Source organism: Micromonospora sp. NPDC049102 (assembly GCF_043197485.1).
Taxonomy (GTDB): domain Bacteria; phylum Actinomycetota; class Actinomycetes; order Mycobacteriales; family Micromonosporaceae; genus Micromonospora.
The window spans coordinates 83275-101523 of the sequence record NZ_JBICTE010000013.1; the positions used below are offsets into that span (position 1 = coordinate 83275).

Below are 18249 nucleotides of genomic sequence, written 5' to 3' on the forward strand. Positions count from 1 at the left end.
CGCGGAAGGCCGATTCGACGACGAGGGCCGCCGACCCGCCGAAGCGGGGGGACGACCCTCGTCGATGTCGGGTCAGCCGACCGAGGCGGGGAACCTCTCCCACACCCGGTGCGCGGCCATCAACCGCTGCACCCCGGTCAGCGCCTCGGCGCCCGAGTCGGCGGCCACGATGCCGGGTGTGCCGGCCACCCCGGCCTGTTCCAGCACGGTGACGCCGGCGCCCCACGCGCCGATCGCCTTGGCGTGCCGCCAGCACTCCTCGACCAGGAGCAGCACGCGGGGGTCGACGGTCGCGGCGTCCGGCCGTCCGGCCTTGGCGTCGCGGGCGGGCAGCGCGTCGGGCGCGGGCACCGGTGCCCCGGCCAGCAGGAGCGCGTCGAACTCGACCGAGCGGCCGGTGGCGAAGGTCCGCTGGACGGGCAGGTCGCCGACCATGCCTCCGTGCGGGGCGATCAGCAGCGGCACCATCCCGGCCTCGAACACCGCCCGGCGGACCCCGTCGACGTCGTCCAGGTCACCGTCGGGGTCGACGACGATCCCGACCATCCGGCCGTCGGCCGGCCACTCCCCGCCGACCTGGGACAGCGCCGGGCTCGGCGCGACGTCCGCCAGCGGCACCGTCGGCTGCGGCGCGGGCAGGCCCAGGCCGGTGGCCACCTGCTCGCAGAGCACCGGGTCGATGTTGGCGAGGGACTGGAGCTGCCGTTCCTTGATCGCCTGGTGGTAGCACTTGCCCAGCTCGAAGGTGTACGCCCGGATGATGTGCTCCCGCTCCACCGGCGACATGCTCAGCCAGAACAGCCGTACCTGGCTGTAGTGGTCGTCGAAGGACGCCGGGTTCGCGCGGACCTTGGGCGCCTGCGCCACCGTCACCGGTACGTCGACGAAGGCGTGCTCGGCGTCGCCGGCCGGGAAGGGGTTGCCGCCGTCGAGCGAGTTCGGCCGGTACGGCGCCACTCCGGCGTGCACGGCCTGCTGGTGGAGGCCGTCCCGCAGCATGTCGTTGACCGCCGCGTGCGGACGGTTGATCGGGATCTGCGCGAAGTTCGGGCCGCCCAGGCGGGTGAGCTGCGTGTCGACGTACGAGAAGAGCCGGCCCTGCAACAGCGGGTCGTTCGTGACGTCGATGCCCGGGGGGAGGTGGCCGAGGTGGAAGGCGACCTGCTCGGTCTCGGCGAAGAAGTTCGTCGGTGTCCGGTTGAGGACCAGCCGGCCGATCGGTTGCACCTCCGCCAGCTCCTCCGGGACGATCTTCGTGGCGTCCAACAGGTCGATGCCGGCGAAGGTCTCCTCCGGAGTGTCGGGGAAGACCTGGATGCCGAGTTCCCACTCGGGGAACGCGCCGGCCTCGATCGCGTCGTAGAGGTCGCGGCGGTGGAAGTCGGGGTCCATCCCGCCGAGCAGCTGCGCCTCCTCCCAGGTCAGGGAGTGCACGCCGAGCTTCGGCTTCCAGTGGAACTTGACCAGCGTCGTCTCGCCGGCCTCGTTGATCAGGCGGAAGGTGTGCACACCGAAGCCCTCCATGGTCCGGTACGAGCGCGGGATGCCCCGGTCGGACATGTTCCAGATGGTGTGGTGCTGCGCCTCGGTGTGCAGCGAGACGAAGTCCCAGAAGGTGTCGTGCGCGCTCTGGGCCTGCGGGATCTCCCGGTCGGGGTGCGGCTTGGCGGCGTGGATGATGTCGGGGAACTTGATGGCGTCCTGGATGAAGAAGACCGGCATGTTGTTGCCGACCAGGTCGAAGGTGCCCTCGTCGGTGTAGAACTTGGTCGCGAATCCCCGGGTGTCCCGGACGGTGTCGGCCGAGCCGCGCGACCCCAGGACCGTGGAGAACCGGACGAAGACGTCCGTCTCCCGGCCCTTCTTGAGGAAGCCGGCCCTGGTGACCGCCTCGGCGGTGCCGTAGGCCGTGAACACACCGTGCGCGCCCGCGCCCCGCGCGTGTACGACGCGCTCGGGGATGCGCTCGTGGTCGAAGTGCGTGATCTTCTCGCGCAGGTGGTGGTCCTGCAGGAGGACCGGTCCCCGGGGTCCGGCCTTGAGAGAGTGGTCGGTGTCGCGTAGCCGCGCCCCGTTCGCCGTCGTCAGGTACGCGCCCTGCTGGCCGTTCGCGGTCGTCGGCGCGCCGGTCTCGACGCCGGTCGGCGTGCGGGTCTGCGGCGCGCCCTGCTCCGTCTTGGGCGGTAGCGGGTCGTGGGGCGAGGTCGGTTCCTCGACGGTCGGCGGTGCGCTGCCGGGTGCGCCCGGCACGTCCGGCGTGAGGGCGTCGGCGATCTTCTCGGAGGCGGTCTTGACGACGTTCTCGACCGCCTCGGCGGGCTTGCTGGAATCCACTGGGCGAACCTCTCCCTGGAGCGTTTGAGCAGGCCCATGCACCCCTACCCCTGGCCAGAGGGTCGAAACGCGCAAATAATCCGATCCTTCGTCGGGACTGGTGATTTCACCGATGCGGCGGTGGACCCGAGCGATCAAGACTGATGAGCGTCGATATCGCTCGACTCTAGGGAGTGCCCGACGTGTCGTCACCAACCACCACCCGTCCCCGTTCCCTGCCCGCCCGAGCCGCCCGGCTCGCGCTGGCCGCCACCCTGCTCGCCACCGGCGTCCTCGTCGGAACGACGGGCGCCGCGCAGGCGGCCGGCCCGTACGAGCGCGGCCCCGCCCCGACCACGGCGATCCTGGAGGCCAGCCGCGGCCCCTTCGCCACCGCCTCGCAGAGCGTGTCCTCGCTGAGCGTCACCGGCTTCGGCGGCGGGGTCATCTACTACCCGACCAGCACCAGCGAGGGCACCTTCGGCGCCATCGCCATCTCACCCGGCTACACCGCCGCCTGGTCCAGCATCAGCTGGCTGGGGCCACGGATCGCCTCGCACGGCTTCGTGGTGATCGGCATCGAGACCAACACCCGGCTGGACCAGCCGGACAGCCGTGGCCGGCAGCTGCTCGCCGCGCTGGACTACCTCACCCAGCGCAGCTCGGTGCGGAGCCGGATCGACAGCAGCCGGCTCGCGGTGGCCGGCCACTCCATGGGCGGCGGAGGAACCCTGGAGGCGGCCTCGTCGCGGCCGTCGTTGCAGGCCGCGGTGCCCCTCGCGCCCTGGAACACGGACAAGAGCTGGTCCGAGCTACGCGTCCCGACACTGATCATCGGCGGCGAGAGCGACACCGTCGCCCCGGTCGCCACGCACTCGGTGCCCTTCTACAACAGCATCCCGTCGTCGGCCGAGAAGGCGTACCTCGAGTTGAACGGCGCGAGCCACTTCTTCCCGCAGACGGTGAACACGCCGACCGCCCGGCAGATGGTGGCCTGGCTGAAGCGGTTCGTCGACGACGACACCCGCTACGAGCAGTTCCTCTGCCCGGGGCCGAGTGGTTCGCAGATCGAGGAGTACCGCAACACCTGCCCCAGCTCCTGACTGGGCGCGTGAACCGGGACGGCCGCCGTCGGGCGGCCGTCCCGCTCGCGTTGCCGCATCGAAGGGTCTTGACGCGATAACCGAGAAACGTACACTGCGAGTGTAAATAACACCCGCCACGGCAGAGGGATGGGTGCATGGAGCGCGGCCTCGAACTGCACGACATCGGCGTCCGTTTCGGCGGCCTCACCGCCCTCGACGACGTCTCGCTCCGGGTGCCACCCAACCGGGTGGTGGGCGTCATCGGGCCCAACGGCGCGGGCAAGACCACACTGTTCAACGTGATCTGCGGCTTCGTTCCGCCGCACACGGGTTCGCTGACCCTCGACGGCCAGCCGCTGCGACCCCGACCACACCGGCTGACCAGGCTCGGCATCGCCCGGACCCTGCAGGGGACCGGGCTCTTCGCCGGCCTCAGCGTCGTGGAGAACGTGATGACCGGCGCGTCGCACACCGCTCGCGCGGGGTTCGGGGCCGCACTGCTCGGGTTGCCTCGCAGCGACCGCGACGAGCGCCGACTCCGCCGGCACGCCCTGGACATCCTCGACGGTCTGGGTATCGCCGAGCACGCCGGGGCCGCGCCGGGCACGCTGCCCTTCGCCGTACGCCAGCGGGTCGCCCTGGCCCGCGCGCTCGCCGCGCGACCCCGGCTGCTGCTGCTCGACGAACCCGCCGGTGGCCTCGGCGCCGACGACATCGCCGACCTCGCGGAGCTGGTGCGGCAGCTCCCTCGCCGCGACACCGACCCGTGCGCCGTGCTGCTCGTCGAGCACCACATGGACCTGGTGATGGCCGTCTGCGACGAGATCGTGGTCCTCGACTTCGGTCGGGTGATCGCCACCGGGACGCCGGCCGAGATCCGCGACGACGCGGCGGTCACCGAGGCGTATCTGGGCGCCCACGTCGAGGAGGCCGCGTGAGCGCGAGGAGTGAGCCGGGGTTGCGAGCCCCGCAGTCGCGAACGAGAGAAGGCTCAGCGTGAGCAGCGTGAGCGCGCCGGACCTGCTCGTGGTCCGGGGGCTGGTGGCCGGTTACGGTGCCGCGCCGGTGTTACGGGCCGTCGACCTCACCGTGCCGGCCGGCACCATCGCCGCCGTGGTCGGCGCCAACGGCGCCGGCAAGACGACGCTGCTGCGGGCGCTCTCCGGCATGCTCCGTCCGAGCGCCGGCCAGGTCGTCCTCGCGGGCGAGGACCTGCGGGGTACGCCGGTGGAGCAGCTCGTGCGGCGCGGCATGGCCCACGTCCCCGAGGGCCGGGGTGTGATCAGCGAGCTGACGGTCGACGAGAACCTGCGGCTCGGCGGGCTGTGGCGGCGTGACCGGGCGGACGCCCGCCGCGCCCTCGACGAGGTCTACGAGCTGTTCGAGCCCCTGGCGCGGCGTCGCCGGCACCTCGGTCACCAGCTCTCCGGAGGGGAGCGGCAGATGCTCGCGCTCGGCCGGGCCCTGGTCGGCCGGCCACGTCTGCTGCTGTTGGACGAACCGTCGCTCGGCCTGGCACCCCGGGTGGTCGCCCGGATCATGGCGCTGCTGCGGCAGCTGCGCGACCGGACCGGCCTGACGGTGCTGCTGGTCGAGCAGAACGTGCGCAGTGCCCTCGCCGTCGCCGACCAGGGCGTCGTGATGTCCCTCGGTCAGGTGGTGATCGCCGCTCCGGCGGAGGCGCTGCGTGACGACGTCGACCTGCGCCACGCGTACCTCGGTTTCTGACCACCACCGGTGTCCCCTCTGGAGGGAGGACAGTTGGACCGCTTCGTCTTCCTCACCGTCGACGGCCTGTCCCGGGGCGCGGTGTACGCCGCGTTCGCGCTCGCGTTGGTGCTCATCTGGCGGGCGGCGCGAGTCGTGAACTTCGCTCAGGGCGCCATGGCCGTCGCCGCCGCCTACGTCGCGTACTCGGTGACCGCCTCGACCGGCTTCTTCTGGCTCGGTTTCGTCGTCGCGATCGTCGCCGGCCTGCTGCTCGGCGCGCTGGTGGACCGGGTCGTGATGCGGTACGTCGACCACGCCTCGCCGCTCAATCCGGTCATCGTCGCGCTCGGCCTGGTGCTGCTGATCCAGGCCGTGCTCGGCATGGTGTACGGCAACGAGTTCCGCCCCGCCGACGTCCCGTTCAGTCGGTCCGCCCTGAGCGTGGGCGGGGTCGCCGTGCTGTCGCCGTACGACCTGTTCGTCTTCGCCACGATCGCGGTGGTGGTCAGCGGGCTGGCCTGGATGTTCGCCCGTACCGCGATCGGGTTGCGGATGCGCGCGGCGGCGTTCGCGCCGGAGGTGTCCCGTCTGCTCGGGGTGAACGTCGGTGGCATGTTGACGCTCGGCTGGGCGCTCGCCTCCGGGGTGGGCGCGCTCGCCGCGATGCTGGTCATCCCGACCGAGCTGGGCCTGCATCCGCACGCCATGGACCTGGTGTTCGTCTCGGCGTTCACCGCGGCGGTGGTCGGCGGCCTGGACAGTCCACCGGGCGCGGTCGTCGGCGGCCTCGTGGTGGGGCTGCTGCTGTCCTACGTGAGCGGGTACGCCGGCAGTGACCTCACCCCGCTGGCGGTGCTCGTCCTGCTGCTGGCGGTACTGCTGGTACGGCCCGGCGGCCTGTTCGCCCCGGTCGCGGCGAGGCGGGTGTGAGCGCGACCCGGGCGGCCGTGCCGCCGAAACACCGGCCGGCCGACACCGGCGACCGGTCGGTCGAGTCCCGACGCGGCTCCACGCTGCTGCGGCACCTCGCGGTCGCGCTCGCCGTGGGGCTGCTACTGGTCGCGGTCAGCTATGCCGTCGAGCCGTTCCGCAACTTCCAGCTCGCCACGATCGCGGCGTACCTGTGCGCCACCGCCGGGTTGACCGTCCTCACCGGACTCAACGGCCAGCTCTCGCTGGGGCACGGAGCACTGATGGCGACCGGGGCGTACACGGTGGCGCTGTGCCAGAACGCGTTCGCCGACCGGGGGTTGACCGCCGGTTGGCTGTTGCCGGTGTCGCTGCTCGCGGCGGTACTGGGCACGGTCGCGGTCGGCGCGGTGGTCGGTGTGGCGGCGGCCCGCCTGCGCGGCCCCTACCTGGCCGGGGTGACGCTCGCCGTGGCCGTCGTCGTGCCGGCGCTGGCCGTCACCTTCGATGGTGTCCTCAACGGCGAGCAGGGGCTGTCGGTGCCGGTGGAGCCGCCGCCGCTGGCGCTCGGCCCCTACTTCCCCTACGAGCGGTGGCAGCTCTGGATCTCGGCGGCCGCCACGCTGCTGGCGCTGCTCCTGCTGGCGAACCTTGTCCGCAGCCGGTACGGGCGGACCTTCCGGGCAGTCCGTGACGACGAGGTGGCGGCCCGACTCGCCGGCATCCACGTGGCCCGTACGCAGGTTCTCGCATTCGTGGTCAGCGCCGCCACCGCCGGGCTCGGCGGTGGTCTGCTCGCGGTGCTGTCGCAGAGCGTCTCGCCCGGGGCGTTCTCACTGACGCTGTCCCTGTTCCTGCTGATGGCCGTGGTGATCGGCGGCCTCGGTCGGCTCGCCGGCGCGCTCTGGGGGGCCGTGCTGCTGGTCGCCCTGCCCGATCTCACCCATTCCGTCACCGAGCTGCTCACCCTGTCGCCGGGGGTGGCGCAGCGACTGGAGGGCAACCTCCCGCTGGCGATCTTCGGAGTCACGCTGATCGTCGTGATGATCGCCGCGCCCGGCGGTGTGCAGGGCCTGTTGACCCGCCTCGGCCGGGCGCTGCTGGCCCGCTGGCCGGCCCGGCGTTCCTGAGCTGTTCCCGGTCCGGCCTCTCGCCGGGCGCCCCACCACCACACCGTTCCGCAGAACCAGACCGAGAAAGGTCGGTGTTTGCCATGCACCCTACGGCGCGACGCGGTCTCGCGATCGCCACCACCATCGCCCTGCTCGCCGCCGTCGCCGCCTGTGGCGGCGACGACGGCCCCACCTCCGGCGGAAGGTCCGTGCCGGGAGTCACCGACACCGAGATCGTCGTCGGCACCCACATGCCCCTCACCGGGCCGGCGTCGGCCGGCTACTCGAAGATCGCGCCGGCGACGAAGGCGTACTTCGACTACGTCAACGCCAACGGCGGCGTGCACGGTCGGAAGATCACCTACAAGATCATGGACGACGGCTACAACCCGGCCAACACCCAGCAGGTCGTCCGCCAGCTCGTGTTGCAGGACAAGGTGTTCGCCGTCCTCAACGGCCTCGGTACGCCGACGCACAGCGGAGTGCTCGACTTCCTCAAGAGCAACCGGGTGCCGGACCTCTTCGTCGCCTCCGGCAGTCGGAGCTGGGACCAGCCCGACACGTATCCCGGCACGTTCGGCTTCAACCCGGACTACACCGTCGAGGGCAAGATCCTCGCCAACTACGCGAAGGCGAACCTGGCCGGCCAGAAGGTCTGCTTCCTCGGTCAGGACGACGACTTCGGCCGCGACAGCCTGGCCGGCGTGGAGAAGGTGCTCGGGGCCGGTGCGGTGACGGTCAAGCAGACGTACGTCACCAGCAACACCAACGTCGCGCCGCAGATCGGCGCGTTCAAGGCGGCCGGCTGCCAGGTCGTCGTGCTGGCGACGGTGCCTGGCTTCACCGCGCTCTCCATCGGCACCGCCGCACGGCTGGGCTTCGAGCCCCAGTGGCTCGTGTCCAACGTCGGCGCCGACCAGCCGACCCTGGCCAAGCAGCTCGGCGCCGCCGCGCCGCTGTTGGAGGGCATGGTCGGCACCAACTACCTGCCGATGCAGAACGACACCGCGAACCCGTGGATCCAGCTCTTCACGAAGATCAACAAAACTCACAACGGTGACGCGCCGTTCGACGGGAACACCGTCTACGGCATGTCGGTCGGCTACCTCTTCGTGCAGGTGCTGCTCGCCGCCGGCAAGGACGTCACCCGCGAGAAGGTGATCGAGGCGGTCCACAAGGGCGGTTTCCAGGGTCCCGGCCTCGCGCCGCTGCGTTTCTCCGCCGATGACCACTCCGGCTACGGCGGGCAGCGGTTGAGCCGGGTCAGCGGGGGAGTCCAGAGCTACTTCGGGCCGACGTACGAAACCGACGAGAGGGACGGGCCGGTCAAGGAGTACACCGCCGCGCCGGTAGCGCCGCCGGCGAACGGGGTGCCGACCGCTTCCTGACGCACGCCACGTCGTCGTACGACCCGGGGGTGACCACGCCCGGGTCGTACGACCGCGCGCGTGCGTGCGCGCCGTCCTGTGGCGTTGACCGACGCCGATAAATGCTCTTACTATTTGCACCGTGAATGCAATCCGGCCGGCCCGGATCATGCCGCCCACGCGTACCCGGCGCCACCCTGTCACCGTCTGTCTAGACTCCTCGCAGAGTTGGGCGGCACCGTGGCGATGAAGGGACGGGGGCGGATGAACAGGGTCGAGGCGCCGGGGCGGGTCGACGGGCGGACCGCCCGCGCCGAGCGCACGAGGGTGGCCATCGTCGAGGCGCACCTGGCGCTCATCGCCGAGGGTGACCTGCGGCCGACCGGGGAACGCATCGCCGAGCGGGCCGGTATCTCCCTGCGGACGCTCTGGACCAACTTCAAGGACATGGAGACGCTCTTCGAGGCCAGTGGTGCGGAGGTGCTGCGGCAGCAGGACGCCGCCTACCGGCCGATCTCGACCGCGTTGCCGCTGGCCAAGCGCGTCGACGCGTACTGCCGGCAGCGGGCCCGGCTGCTCCAGCTCATCGCGCCGTCGGCGCGGGCGGCGCAGATGCGCGAGCCGGTCTCCGACCAGCTGCACCGCAACCGCCTCAAGCACATCGACCGGGTCCGTGACGAGGTCGAGCAGCTCTTCGCCACCGAGCTGGCGCGTGCCGGGTCCGGGCGAGGGCAGTTGGTCGACGCGGTGGTGGCGGCGAGCATGTGGCCGGCCTGGTCGATGCTGCGCTACGGCCTCGGTCTGGGCGTGGACGCGGCCCGCGGGGTGATGAGCCGTACGGTGGGCGCGCTGTTGGCCGAGGTGGCGGCCGACTGATCCCGGCCTGTCCTCTTTCCATCCGCTTATCGATGAGTGACACTGTGACGCATGGTCACTGCATCACGAGTGCAATTAACTGTGCTGCGCGGCCGGGATGACCAGTGCGGGGCCGTCCGGAGTCTGCTGGACGGCGTGACCGACGGCGGCGGAGCCCTGCTGCTGCACGGCGAGCCGGGCTCGGGCCGGACCGCCCTGGTCTCCTACGCCCACCGGTACGCCGCGAAGGACTGCACGGTCCTGGCCGGGGCCGGACTGCCCGAGGAGGCGATGCTGCCGTACGCCGGCCTGCAACGCCTGCTCGATCCGGTGCGCGACCGCGCGGCCGCTCTCCCCGAGCCTCGACGGCACCTGCTGTTCCGGGCGTTGGACGGGGAGGGCTGCCCGCCCGAGCGCCGGCTGGCCCTGTCGGTGGCCGTCCTCGGGCTGCTCGCAGCGGCCGCTCGGGAGCGCCCGCTGCTCGTCACGATGGACGACGTCGACCGGGGTGACCCACAGACCACACAGGTGCTCGCGGTCGTGGCCCGTCGACTGCGGTGCCTGCCGGTCGCCGTCGTGCTCACCGCGGACGCCACCGCCACCGTCGACGGTCTCGTGACGTACCGGCTGTCGCCGCTGGTCGAGCGGGACAGTGTCGCCGTCCTCGCCGATCGACTGCCTGAGCGACCGGCCGTGCCGGTGGCCGCCATGCTCGCCGCCGTCGGCGGCGGCAACCCGCAGGCCCTCGTGGACCTCGCCGGCGTCCTCACCCCTGGGCAGTGGCGCGGGGAGGAGCCGTTGCCCGCCGCACCACCGGCGGACGGCGCGCTGGGACGCGCCTACCGGACCCGCCTCGACCGGCTACCGGCGGACACCCGCCGGATGCTGCTGCTCGCCGCGCTCGACGAGTCGGACGACGCGGCGACCCTGGTCCGTGCGGCCGGCGCCGCCGGGATGGCCATCGAGGCGCTCGCCCCGGCCGAGGCGGCCGGGCTGGTCCGCGTCGAGCCGGGAGCCGTCACGTTCACGCAGCCACTGGCCCGCGCGATGGTCGCGGCCGGCGCACCGCTCGCGCAGCGGCGGGCTGCGCACCGGTTGCTCGCGGGCGTGCTCGATCCGCACGGCCAGCGGTTACGCCGGGCGATGCACCTCGCGGACGCGACCGCGGGTGCCGATCCGGCCCTCGCCGAGGAGTTGGAACGGGCGGCGGCCGGCGGGCGCACCGGCTGGGCTGTGGCATCGGCGGCGCTGTGCCGGGCCGCCGCGCTCAGCGACCGTCCCCTCGACGCCGCCGCCCGCCTGCTCGCCGCGGCCCGTTACGCCTGGGCCGCCGGGCAACCCGGCCAGGCCCGCCTGCTGCTCGACCGTCTCCGGGCGACCTGCGCGGACCCGGTCGTCGACGGCCACGCCGGGCTGCTGCGCGGCGAGGTCGACCTGCGCTGCGACGACGCCACAGGCGCGGCAGCCACCCTGTTGAGCGCCGCGCGAACCGTGGCCGGGGTGGACCGCGCCCGCGCCCTGGAGGGTCTGGCCCGCGCCGGTGAGGCGGTGTGCTTCGCCGGCGACCAGTACCGGTACGCGGAGGTCGGCCGGCGCGCCGCGGAGCTTCGGCAGCGCAACGATCCGCCGGTGGTGGAGCTGACCGGCTGCCTGGTCACCGGGGTGGCGGCCACGCTGCGCGGCGACCACGAGCGGGCCGGGCCCGCGCTGCGCCGGGCCGTCGTGCTGGGTGGCCGGCTGACCGGGCCGGAACTGACGACCACCGCGCTCACCTGCGCGGCGGCGGCCGGTCTGGTGGTCGCCGTGGACGGCGCCGCGCACCGGTTGGCCGAGCGCGCCGTCGGGTTGGCGCGGGAGCGCGGCGAGCTGTCGATGCTCTCCCGGGCGTTGGAGCTGCGGGCGGTCGCCGAGTACTGGCTGGGACGGCACGAGGCGGCGGCGGAGACCTCCCGCGACGGGCTGCGGGTCGCGCGCGCCACCGGGCAGTTCAACTGCGCGAACACCCACCTGGGCATGCTCGCCGTGCTCGCGGCCGTGCGCGCCGACCGCGAGAACTGCCTTCGGCGAATCCGGGAGATCGGTACGACGCCGACGCCGGGCAGCCGACCGCACGCGCTCGCCGGCTGGGCGCTGGCCGTCCTGGACCTCGTCGACGGCCGGCACGCCGAGGCGGCGAACCGACTCGCGTCGCTGGCCCGACTCGGCACCGGCCGAGGCCAGGTGCTCGTCCAGGTGATGGCCACCCCGTACCTGGTGGAGGCCGCCGCCCACCTGCCGCACCGCCCGGCGGCGACCGCCGCGCTCGCGGCCTTCGACAGATGGGCGAGCAGCACCGCGAGTCCGCTGCGTCGGGCCCTGTCGGCCCGGTGTCACGCGCTGCTGGCGGCCCGGGGCGGCGTCGAGGCGGAGCGGGAGTTCCGGACGGCGCTGCGGCTGCACCCGATGGAGGCCGGCGCGTTCGAGCGGGCCCGCACCGAGCTGCTCTTCGGTCAGGAGCTGCGGCGCAGCCGGCGACCACGGGACGCCCGAGAGCACCTGCACCGTGCCCGGGAGGCCTTCACCCTGCTCGGGGTCGGTCGTTGGGCCGAGCTGGCCACGGCCGAGCTGCGCGCGGCGGGGGAGTCGGTCGGGCCACCTGACCTGCCCGCGGCGCGGCTGTTGACCGGTCAGCAACTGCGGATCGCCCGACTGGTCGCCGAGGGCGCCACCAACCGGGAGATCGCCGCCCGGATGTTCCTGTCCACCCGCACGGTCGATCATCACCTGCGCAACGTCTTCCATCGGCTGGGCATCCGCTCCCGTACCGAGCTGGTCCGCGCGTTCGCCACCGAACCGCACGCCGGTCTGGCCTCCGACCGCTGAGCGCCGCCGTCCGCTCTGGACGGCGTAAACTATCACCGCTAGTTTGTGGGTCAGGCACCCTCCAGCGCTAAGGACACCCGCATGCGAGTCTTCACCTCCGTCGACGAACTGGCCGCCGCGGTCGGCGAGACCCTCGGCCCCGGTCCCTGGCAGCGAATCGACCAGGATCGCGTGAACCTGTTCGCCGACGCGACCGACGACCACCAGTGGATCCACGTCGACCCGGAACGCGCGGCGGCAGGTCCCTTCGGTGCCCCGATCGCGCACGGCTTCCTCACCCTGTCGCTGGTGCCCGCGCTGGCCGGCCAGCTCTACCGCGTCGAGGGCATCGCGATGGGGGTCAACTACGGGCTGAACCGGGTGCGTTTCCCCGCGCCACTGCGGGTCGGCGCAGCCGTCCGGGCCAGCGCGGTCATCGCCGAGGTGTCGCCCGTCAGCGGCGGGGTGCAGATGGTCACGGCGGTGACGGTGCACAGTGACGGCGGCGACAAGCCCGTCTGCGTCGCCGAGACGGTGAGCCGCCTCTACCGCACGGCGACCCGCTGAGCGGTCGTCCGACGGTCGCCGGTCGCCGCGAACAGCTCAGCCGGCGGACGGAGGTGACCCTCGGTCACCTCCGTGAGGGCGGATGCGTGCGTGAGCGTGATGCCTCAGAGGCATCTTGATGACTCTGCGGCATCACGCTCAACAGCACATCGGCACGGCGGCCAGCCGCAGCGGATGGTCAGCGCCCTAGGCGCCTTACTGCGCGCCGGAGCATGCTGAGCCAGGCAAAAGGGCGGTACCTTCGACATGGCGGCCCGCCGGTGTCGAGGTCGATGGTGTCGCCATTCCCGTCCTCTACCGGGAGCACCGCGATGACGGCCCAGGTCGACCCACGCTTCGGCGCCACGCTCCGGCAACTGCGTGAGCAGGCCGGCCTGTCCCTGCGGGCGCTCGCCCAGCTCACTCATCGCGGCAAGAGCCACCTCCACGAACTGGAGAACGGCAGCAAGGCGGCCACCTTCGAGACCGCCCGCCACCTCGACCAGGCACTCAACGCAGGCGGCAGGCTCGCCCGCCTGGTCGCCGCTCCCGTCGACCACGAAGCCGAAGCGGACGACCTGCTCCAACGGGTCTCGGCCAGCGACGTCAGCGCCGAAACTCTCGCCCGCATCGAGCAGCGTGTTGACGAACTCGCCATCCTGTACCCGACCGCCGCCCCGGCGGACCTGCTGCCGATGGTGCGCCGGCATCTGGCCTACGTCACCCGCCTGCTCGACGGGCGGGTCACCCTCGCCCAGCAGCGGCGGCTGGTCGTCGCCGGTGGATGGTTGGCCGTCCTGCGGGCCACCGTGCACATCGACCTGCAACAGCCGCGTGCCGCATCCGCCCACCTCGCCGCCGCGTCCGGACTGGCCGGGCACGCAGAGCACCGGGAGATTCAGGGGTGGTGCTTGGAAACTCGCGCGTGGGAGGTGCTGACGCTCGGCGACTACCGGACCGCTCTCGCCCTGTCGCAACAGGCGCAGCAGGCGGCGCCCGTCGGCAGTTCCGCCCACATTCAGGCGACAGCGCAGGAAGCGCGAGCGTGGGCCCGGATGGGCGCTGTCCGCGAGACGCGCCGGGCGCTGGACCGGGTGGAACGGTTAACCGCGAACCTGCCTCTCCCGGACCGGGCCGAGCACCACTACCGATACGACCCAGCGAAAGCTGAGGCGTACACGGCTACGACGCTGGCGTGGGCGGGTGACCCCGGCGCGGAGCAGGTCGCCCGGCAGGTGCTGGCCAATCTGGATCCACGTGGAGACGGCGGTGAACGACCTCGACGGTCGGCGTCGGCCCGCCTCGACCTCGGCCTCGCACTGGCCACCACGGGCCGCCCCGACGAGGCGTCAGCGTTCGCCGCCGCGGCGGTCACCTCTGGGCGAGTGGTGCCCTCCAATTGGTGGCGGGCGCGGGAGGTGCTGCGCCGCGTCGAGCAGACGGGCGCACCCGAGGCCGCCGACCTACGGGACGTGATGGCGGAGTTCGGCCCAGCCCGGACCGAGTAGCGGACAGGTTCGGCGGACAGCGGACACTCGGCGAGTTCAGAGCGCCGTTGACGGCCCGTAACGTCCCGACTACGGGACGACGGTAATGAGCATCCGAGCCGACGTGATGGTCGATCAACTGCCGCAGTCCCGCCAGGAAGGGTGAAGGCGGTCGCGTTGGACGGAGCCGGCCGCCTTCGCTCTCGAGGCGAGGGGTGTGCAGATGATCCGCAGACTCGTTTGCGCAGTAAAGGGCTGGATGGCTGCTTGTGGTGGTCCGCCCGTCCCGCCCGGCACCGGCGCGCGCATTCAGGCCGCCGAGCAGGAGAGGGCCAAGCGGCTGCTCCTGGCCCAGGCCCGGGTCATCACGCAGGCGCACCACCGGGCCAGCGGCCACGACAGGTTGGCTCCGTGACCGGCCGGCCGATGCCCGAGCCCGGCACGCGGGTGTCTGTGCGGCCCGGCGAGTGGCAGCCCAGCCCCGGCATCGAGGGCCAAACCTGCCACGACATCGTCATCGTCAACGTCCACGAGTCACACGACCCCCGGTTTGCCTGGGTGTACGGCCACGGCCCGGAGTGCAGTTGGTCCACGGCGGACTGCACTGCTCCGTTCTGCTGGGAGGTACTGGTCAGCGTCGACGTCCTCGCCGCCACCGCCTCCGGGCAGCGAGCGTGAGCAGCACGCTCTCGCCGTCGGCGGCGTCCGCACGCCGCTGGTGGCAGACCATCACCACGCACCAGCCCCTCGACGGGCGCTGTCCCCGCTGCGGCACCCGGGGTCGGTGTTGGTCGTGGGCGCAAGCATTCGGCCAACTGGTCGCCCACGACCTGTGGCACCTCGGACCACCCGCACCGACGACCAGCCGCACCCGACGGCCGGCTGAGGAGAGGAGCAAAACCTTGCGGCAACTCACGTTCGTGCGTCCGAAACGATGCGGTAGCTCCGGCCCGAACTGTGTGGAGGTCGCCATCGACGCCGACCTCAACCGGATCGTGCGGAACTCGCAGCGGCCGGACGAGCAGGTGACGTTCGATGAGCGCGAGTGGTCGGCGTTCATCGCCTCGGTGCGGGCAGGCCAGGCATTCTAACGTGGAGGGGCCGATCGACAACGCGGGCCGGTCGACCCCTCACGCAAGGCCCGTCACAGTGGATGGGCTGCATACCTGGATCCCCGCCGACTCCGCACGACTGCGGCGGTGACCGCATTCGCGCCGAGGGAAGGGGCTGGTGATGTGACTGCTCCCGGACAAAGTGCTTACAGCGGCTGCACGGTAACTGGCCAATCCCGCCGGCCGGAGTCGATCGACCCCCTCGTGGACGGCCGAGATGACAGGCGGCAGTCAGCCAGCCTCACCGTCATTGCCCGGTTGACCCCGCAGGCCGAAGTCGGCCCCTGACGAACTCAGCTACCGCGGCTCCGGTAGTCCGGATCCGGTAACGGCAGCCTGTACCGAGGCCAACTTATGCCATCGGCTTACCCTTGTCAGCCGGTAGATGCGGCAGAAGAGAGGCATTGCAGCCGCCGCCCGTTCCAACTCTTTAGCTTTAGTCGCAGAATCATACGGTGACAAGCCTTCCTCGCTGGGAATCGGATTCCCTGGGCAGGCCTACATAGCAATTCCATCGCCCATAGCCGTCTTCCGACAACCCGTCAGCCTCACCGCTTCTTTGTCATGTCAAGAAGCCAGAACTCGTCGTTGATCTTGATTGTGAGGGCAACCATCAGTCGCAGTGCCGCGTAATAGGTCTGCTGATGCTGGGCTTCGCCGTTGCCCTTGGGCTGAACACCGTGCTGGTACTTATTTCGGAGTTTCGGACCGTTACTGAAGTCGACCGAGTTTAGGTTGTAGTTGAAGTAGGCGGCCTCGGCCTCGGTGAACAACGACGAGCGCCTGACGAGCCATTCAGCACCCACCATCCTATCGACGTGTGTGCGGCACCTCGTGTTGAGATGGTGGTAGGCGACGGCCTCGTTGTCGTTGAGCGATCGCAGCACATGGAACACGTCAGAATCCTTGAGTCGGATGCGGTCGCCTGTGTTCTCGACGACCCCGTGTTCGATGAGCTTGTCGACGAGGGGCCGTTGGTATTCGTGCAGCGATCCGTACGAGACCTTGTTCCGCCGCAGCAGGTCGACGAAGTCTGCGCCGCGGATATCCTCGTTGATGTAAGTCAGGTGTGATTGATCCGAGAACAGGGCGTGCAGGATCGTGCGGATTTCAGTATGGTTGGTCGGGTAGGCGTACTTGCCTTCCAAGGCGCTAGGGATAGTCCGGTATCGGATTAGATCGGCCCCTGCGGCGGCTACGTCATGGTCGATCTCGCTATCCTCGACAAGCAGCCCGAACTGCGTGGCGATGGATTCCATTTCGGCGAACAAGTTCCGGCAGCGTTCCAGATAGTTCGCCTTTTCGTTGGACGGGCTGAACACGAAACCCGAGATGCCGTATTCCACGGGAAGATGCTCCTCGAAGTACCAGCGGAGCACCTCCTCAAGGTCGATGTCCTTCGTCCCGAGGTAATGCTGGTACATTGCCGTTTGGAGTAGCGTTGCGCGATCCTTGGCGGTGAAAATGTGGCCCGTCGGGTAATCTTTTGCCCCGTTCAGGCCCATAGCGAGTTCTAGCCCGCGGCGCTCACTATTGAATGCTGGTAGCGTTAGGAGTCCGTCCTGTGGCGCAAATTCGAACAGGAACTGAAAATTGTTTAACACTGACGGGTATTCCAACGTGCCCTCCAGCCAGGCCTGGCTGAAAGTGTACTCGATGACCATGTTATTCAACGTTGCCTTCACCGGCTCGACCTGAGCCGGTGAGACGGCAACGGTGCAACCGGTTCTTATGCCGGGAGTCGTCTTGAAAAAATCCTCAATCATTGCGTCGTAACGCCGTTTCGCCTTGACGACCAACTTGGCATCTACCCCGCTCTTGCTGTCGATTGGGGCGTCCGCGATCAATTTCAAGTAGTTCGGATTCGGCTCCGCGCTGTCGATGTAAGCCTCCATCAGTGCCCGGGAGTCGGCGGGAGTGAAGGTGGCGGGGAGGAAGATCTCATTCCTCGACCCGCTTTCGAGATGATGCCTGACCACGAGTTCGGCTCGATCCGGCTCGGCCAGGAGCCGCTCCCGGATGGTCGTGCCGTAGTTCTCCACGAGCCGCTTGCTCGTGAGCATGTCGCCGATGTGAATCTTCGCTCCGTCGAGCGCAGTCAGCATCGCCTGTGCGGAGCAGCGCCCGAAGACTCCGAGGCCAGCCAGGAGATCGAGGAGGTGCTCGTGGTACTGCCAATCGACTTCCGTCAACATGTCGGCGAGGTTGTCGTTCTCCAAGGCGCCGAACCACTGGGCGACGGTCCGCCTGATAGGCTTGGCAGATAAGACCAGTGCATTCCGGTCTTCTTCAACGACGTCCGTTGGGATGAAACCTGCCTCGACGAACAGACGAGCGTTGTGGAGTTCCAAGATGTCGTTGACCCCGTCAGGCGGAGCGAACGGATCAAACCCCTCAATCACCTCGGCCGCTCGGTGGATCTGCCAGTATGTCGCGAAGTCGCCAGCACCGTAGTAGCGGAGCCGCGGAGCAAGCTGGTCGTCTGCGGTCTCACCGTCCATGATGATCCTTACGAGCGTTCAACGCCGGTCGGGGGGCTCGGGCTTCCCCTACTTTAGGCGGACCGAGACAATCGTCGCCGGTGCAGCGACAGGGCGAAAGCTAAGTTGGCACCAGTTCGGGCGGCGACGCTGCACCCGCCGCATCTTTGCCGGATAGCTCAGCGGCTTGGTTCGTGTACGCCGACACCGCCTCCCTGGCTCAGCGAACACACCGGCGCAGGTTGATGTGCCAGGTGGCGAGTGGTGAGGGAGTCCTGACATGCCGCTGAGCCCCAACGCGGCCCGCCGTCTGGCGTTCATCCGCTACCTGCACACGCTCGGTGCCGAGCAGTGCCAAGCCGACGTCGTTCGCCGGTGTTCTGGCGCTTCAGAACGCGGTCGAGAGCTTCCTCAACCTGGACTGCCGACCAC

At 70.4% G+C, this 18249-nt stretch carries 15 protein-coding genes; 13 read left to right on the forward strand and 2 right to left on the reverse strand.

The genetic code is table 11. From position 1 onward, the window contains the following. Nucleotides 1-72: 72 nt before the first annotated feature. Nucleotides 73-2334 carry a catalase gene (locus ACGFH9_RS15585; protein WP_393219257.1) on the reverse strand — a complete coding sequence of 754 codons (2262 nt, stop codon included), beginning with the start codon at nt 2332-2334 and terminating at the stop codon, nt 73-75. Between the two features lie 182 nt (nt 2335-2516). Here ACGFH9_RS15585 and ACGFH9_RS15590 point away from each other — a divergent pair, with 182 nt between their 5' ends. The 13 genes from ACGFH9_RS15590 (at nt 2517) to ACGFH9_RS15650 (ending at nt 15316) form a co-directional block, all read left to right on the forward strand. Next, nucleotides 2517-3416 carry an alpha/beta hydrolase family protein gene (locus ACGFH9_RS15590; RefSeq protein WP_393219260.1) on the forward strand — a complete coding sequence of 300 codons (900 nt, stop codon included), beginning with the start codon at nt 2517-2519 and terminating at the stop codon, nt 3414-3416. Nucleotides 3417-3553: 137 nt separating this feature from the next. Next, complete coding sequence (locus ACGFH9_RS15595; protein ID WP_393219262.1) at nt 3554-4336, forward strand: ABC transporter ATP-binding protein; 783 nt, start codon at nt 3554-3556, stop codon at nt 4334-4336. A gap of 67 nt (nt 4337-4403) precedes the next feature. Then, entirely contained in the window at nt 4404-5126 is a 723-nt protein-coding gene (locus ACGFH9_RS15600) for an ABC transporter ATP-binding protein (protein ID WP_393219424.1), read from the forward strand. A gap of 33 nt (nt 5127-5159) precedes the next feature. Next, nucleotides 5160-6038, forward strand: a complete 879-nt coding sequence (locus ACGFH9_RS15605) for a branched-chain amino acid ABC transporter permease (protein ID WP_393219264.1) — start codon at nt 5160-5162, stop codon at nt 6036-6038. Beyond that, nucleotides 6035-7147, forward strand: coding sequence for a branched-chain amino acid ABC transporter permease (locus ACGFH9_RS15610; RefSeq protein ID WP_393219267.1), 1113 nt, complete (start codon nt 6035-6037; stop codon nt 7145-7147). Before ACGFH9_RS15605 ends, ACGFH9_RS15610 begins: the two co-directional genes overlap by 4 nt. Nucleotides 7148-7230: 83 nt before the next feature. Beyond that, nucleotides 7231-8517 (forward strand): ABC transporter substrate-binding protein, encoded by a 1287-nt coding sequence (locus ACGFH9_RS15615; protein WP_393219270.1) that lies wholly within the window; start codon nt 7231-7233, stop codon nt 8515-8517. A gap of 243 nt (nt 8518-8760) precedes the next feature. Next, nucleotides 8761-9372: a TetR/AcrR family transcriptional regulator gene (locus ACGFH9_RS15620; protein ID WP_393219272.1), complete on the forward strand. Its 612-nt coding sequence runs from the start codon at nt 8761-8763 to the stop codon at nt 9370-9372. Between the two features lie 51 nt (nt 9373-9423). Continuing rightward, nucleotides 9424-12213: an AAA family ATPase gene (locus ACGFH9_RS15625; RefSeq protein ID WP_393219275.1), complete on the forward strand. Its 2790-nt coding sequence runs from the start codon at nt 9424-9426 to the stop codon at nt 12211-12213. Nucleotides 12214-12294: 81 nt separating this feature from the next. Next, complete coding sequence (locus ACGFH9_RS15630) at nt 12295-12759, forward strand: MaoC family dehydratase (protein ID WP_393219278.1); 465 nt, start codon at nt 12295-12297, stop codon at nt 12757-12759. A 311-nt stretch (nt 12760-13070) separates the two neighbouring features. After that, nucleotides 13071-14246 carry a helix-turn-helix domain-containing protein gene (locus ACGFH9_RS15635; RefSeq protein ID WP_393219280.1) on the forward strand — a complete coding sequence of 392 codons (1176 nt, stop codon included), beginning with the start codon at nt 13071-13073 and terminating at the stop codon, nt 14244-14246. Between the two features lie 202 nt (nt 14247-14448). Then, the gene (locus ACGFH9_RS15640; protein WP_393219283.1) at nt 14449-14640 is read left to right on the forward strand and encodes a hypothetical protein; all 192 of its coding nucleotides are present in this window, start codon (nt 14449-14451) and stop codon (nt 14638-14640) included. Then, nucleotides 14637-14903, forward strand: coding sequence for a hypothetical protein (locus ACGFH9_RS15645; protein ID WP_393219286.1), 267 nt, complete (start codon nt 14637-14639; stop codon nt 14901-14903). The genes ACGFH9_RS15640 and ACGFH9_RS15645 overlap by 4 nt, the downstream gene beginning before the upstream one ends. Continuing rightward, the gene (locus ACGFH9_RS15650; protein ID WP_393219288.1) at nt 14900-15316 is read left to right on the forward strand and encodes a DUF397 domain-containing protein; all 417 of its coding nucleotides are present in this window, start codon (nt 14900-14902) and stop codon (nt 15314-15316) included. Before ACGFH9_RS15645 ends, ACGFH9_RS15650 begins: the two co-directional genes overlap by 4 nt. A 569-nt stretch (nt 15317-15885) precedes the next feature. On the opposite strand, the gene ACGFH9_RS15655 is transcribed toward ACGFH9_RS15650, so the two are convergent. Continuing rightward, nucleotides 15886-17838: a hypothetical protein gene (locus ACGFH9_RS15655; RefSeq protein WP_393219290.1), complete on the reverse strand. Its 1953-nt coding sequence runs from the start codon at nt 17836-17838 to the stop codon at nt 15886-15888. Nucleotides 17839-18249 lie beyond the last annotated feature (411 nt).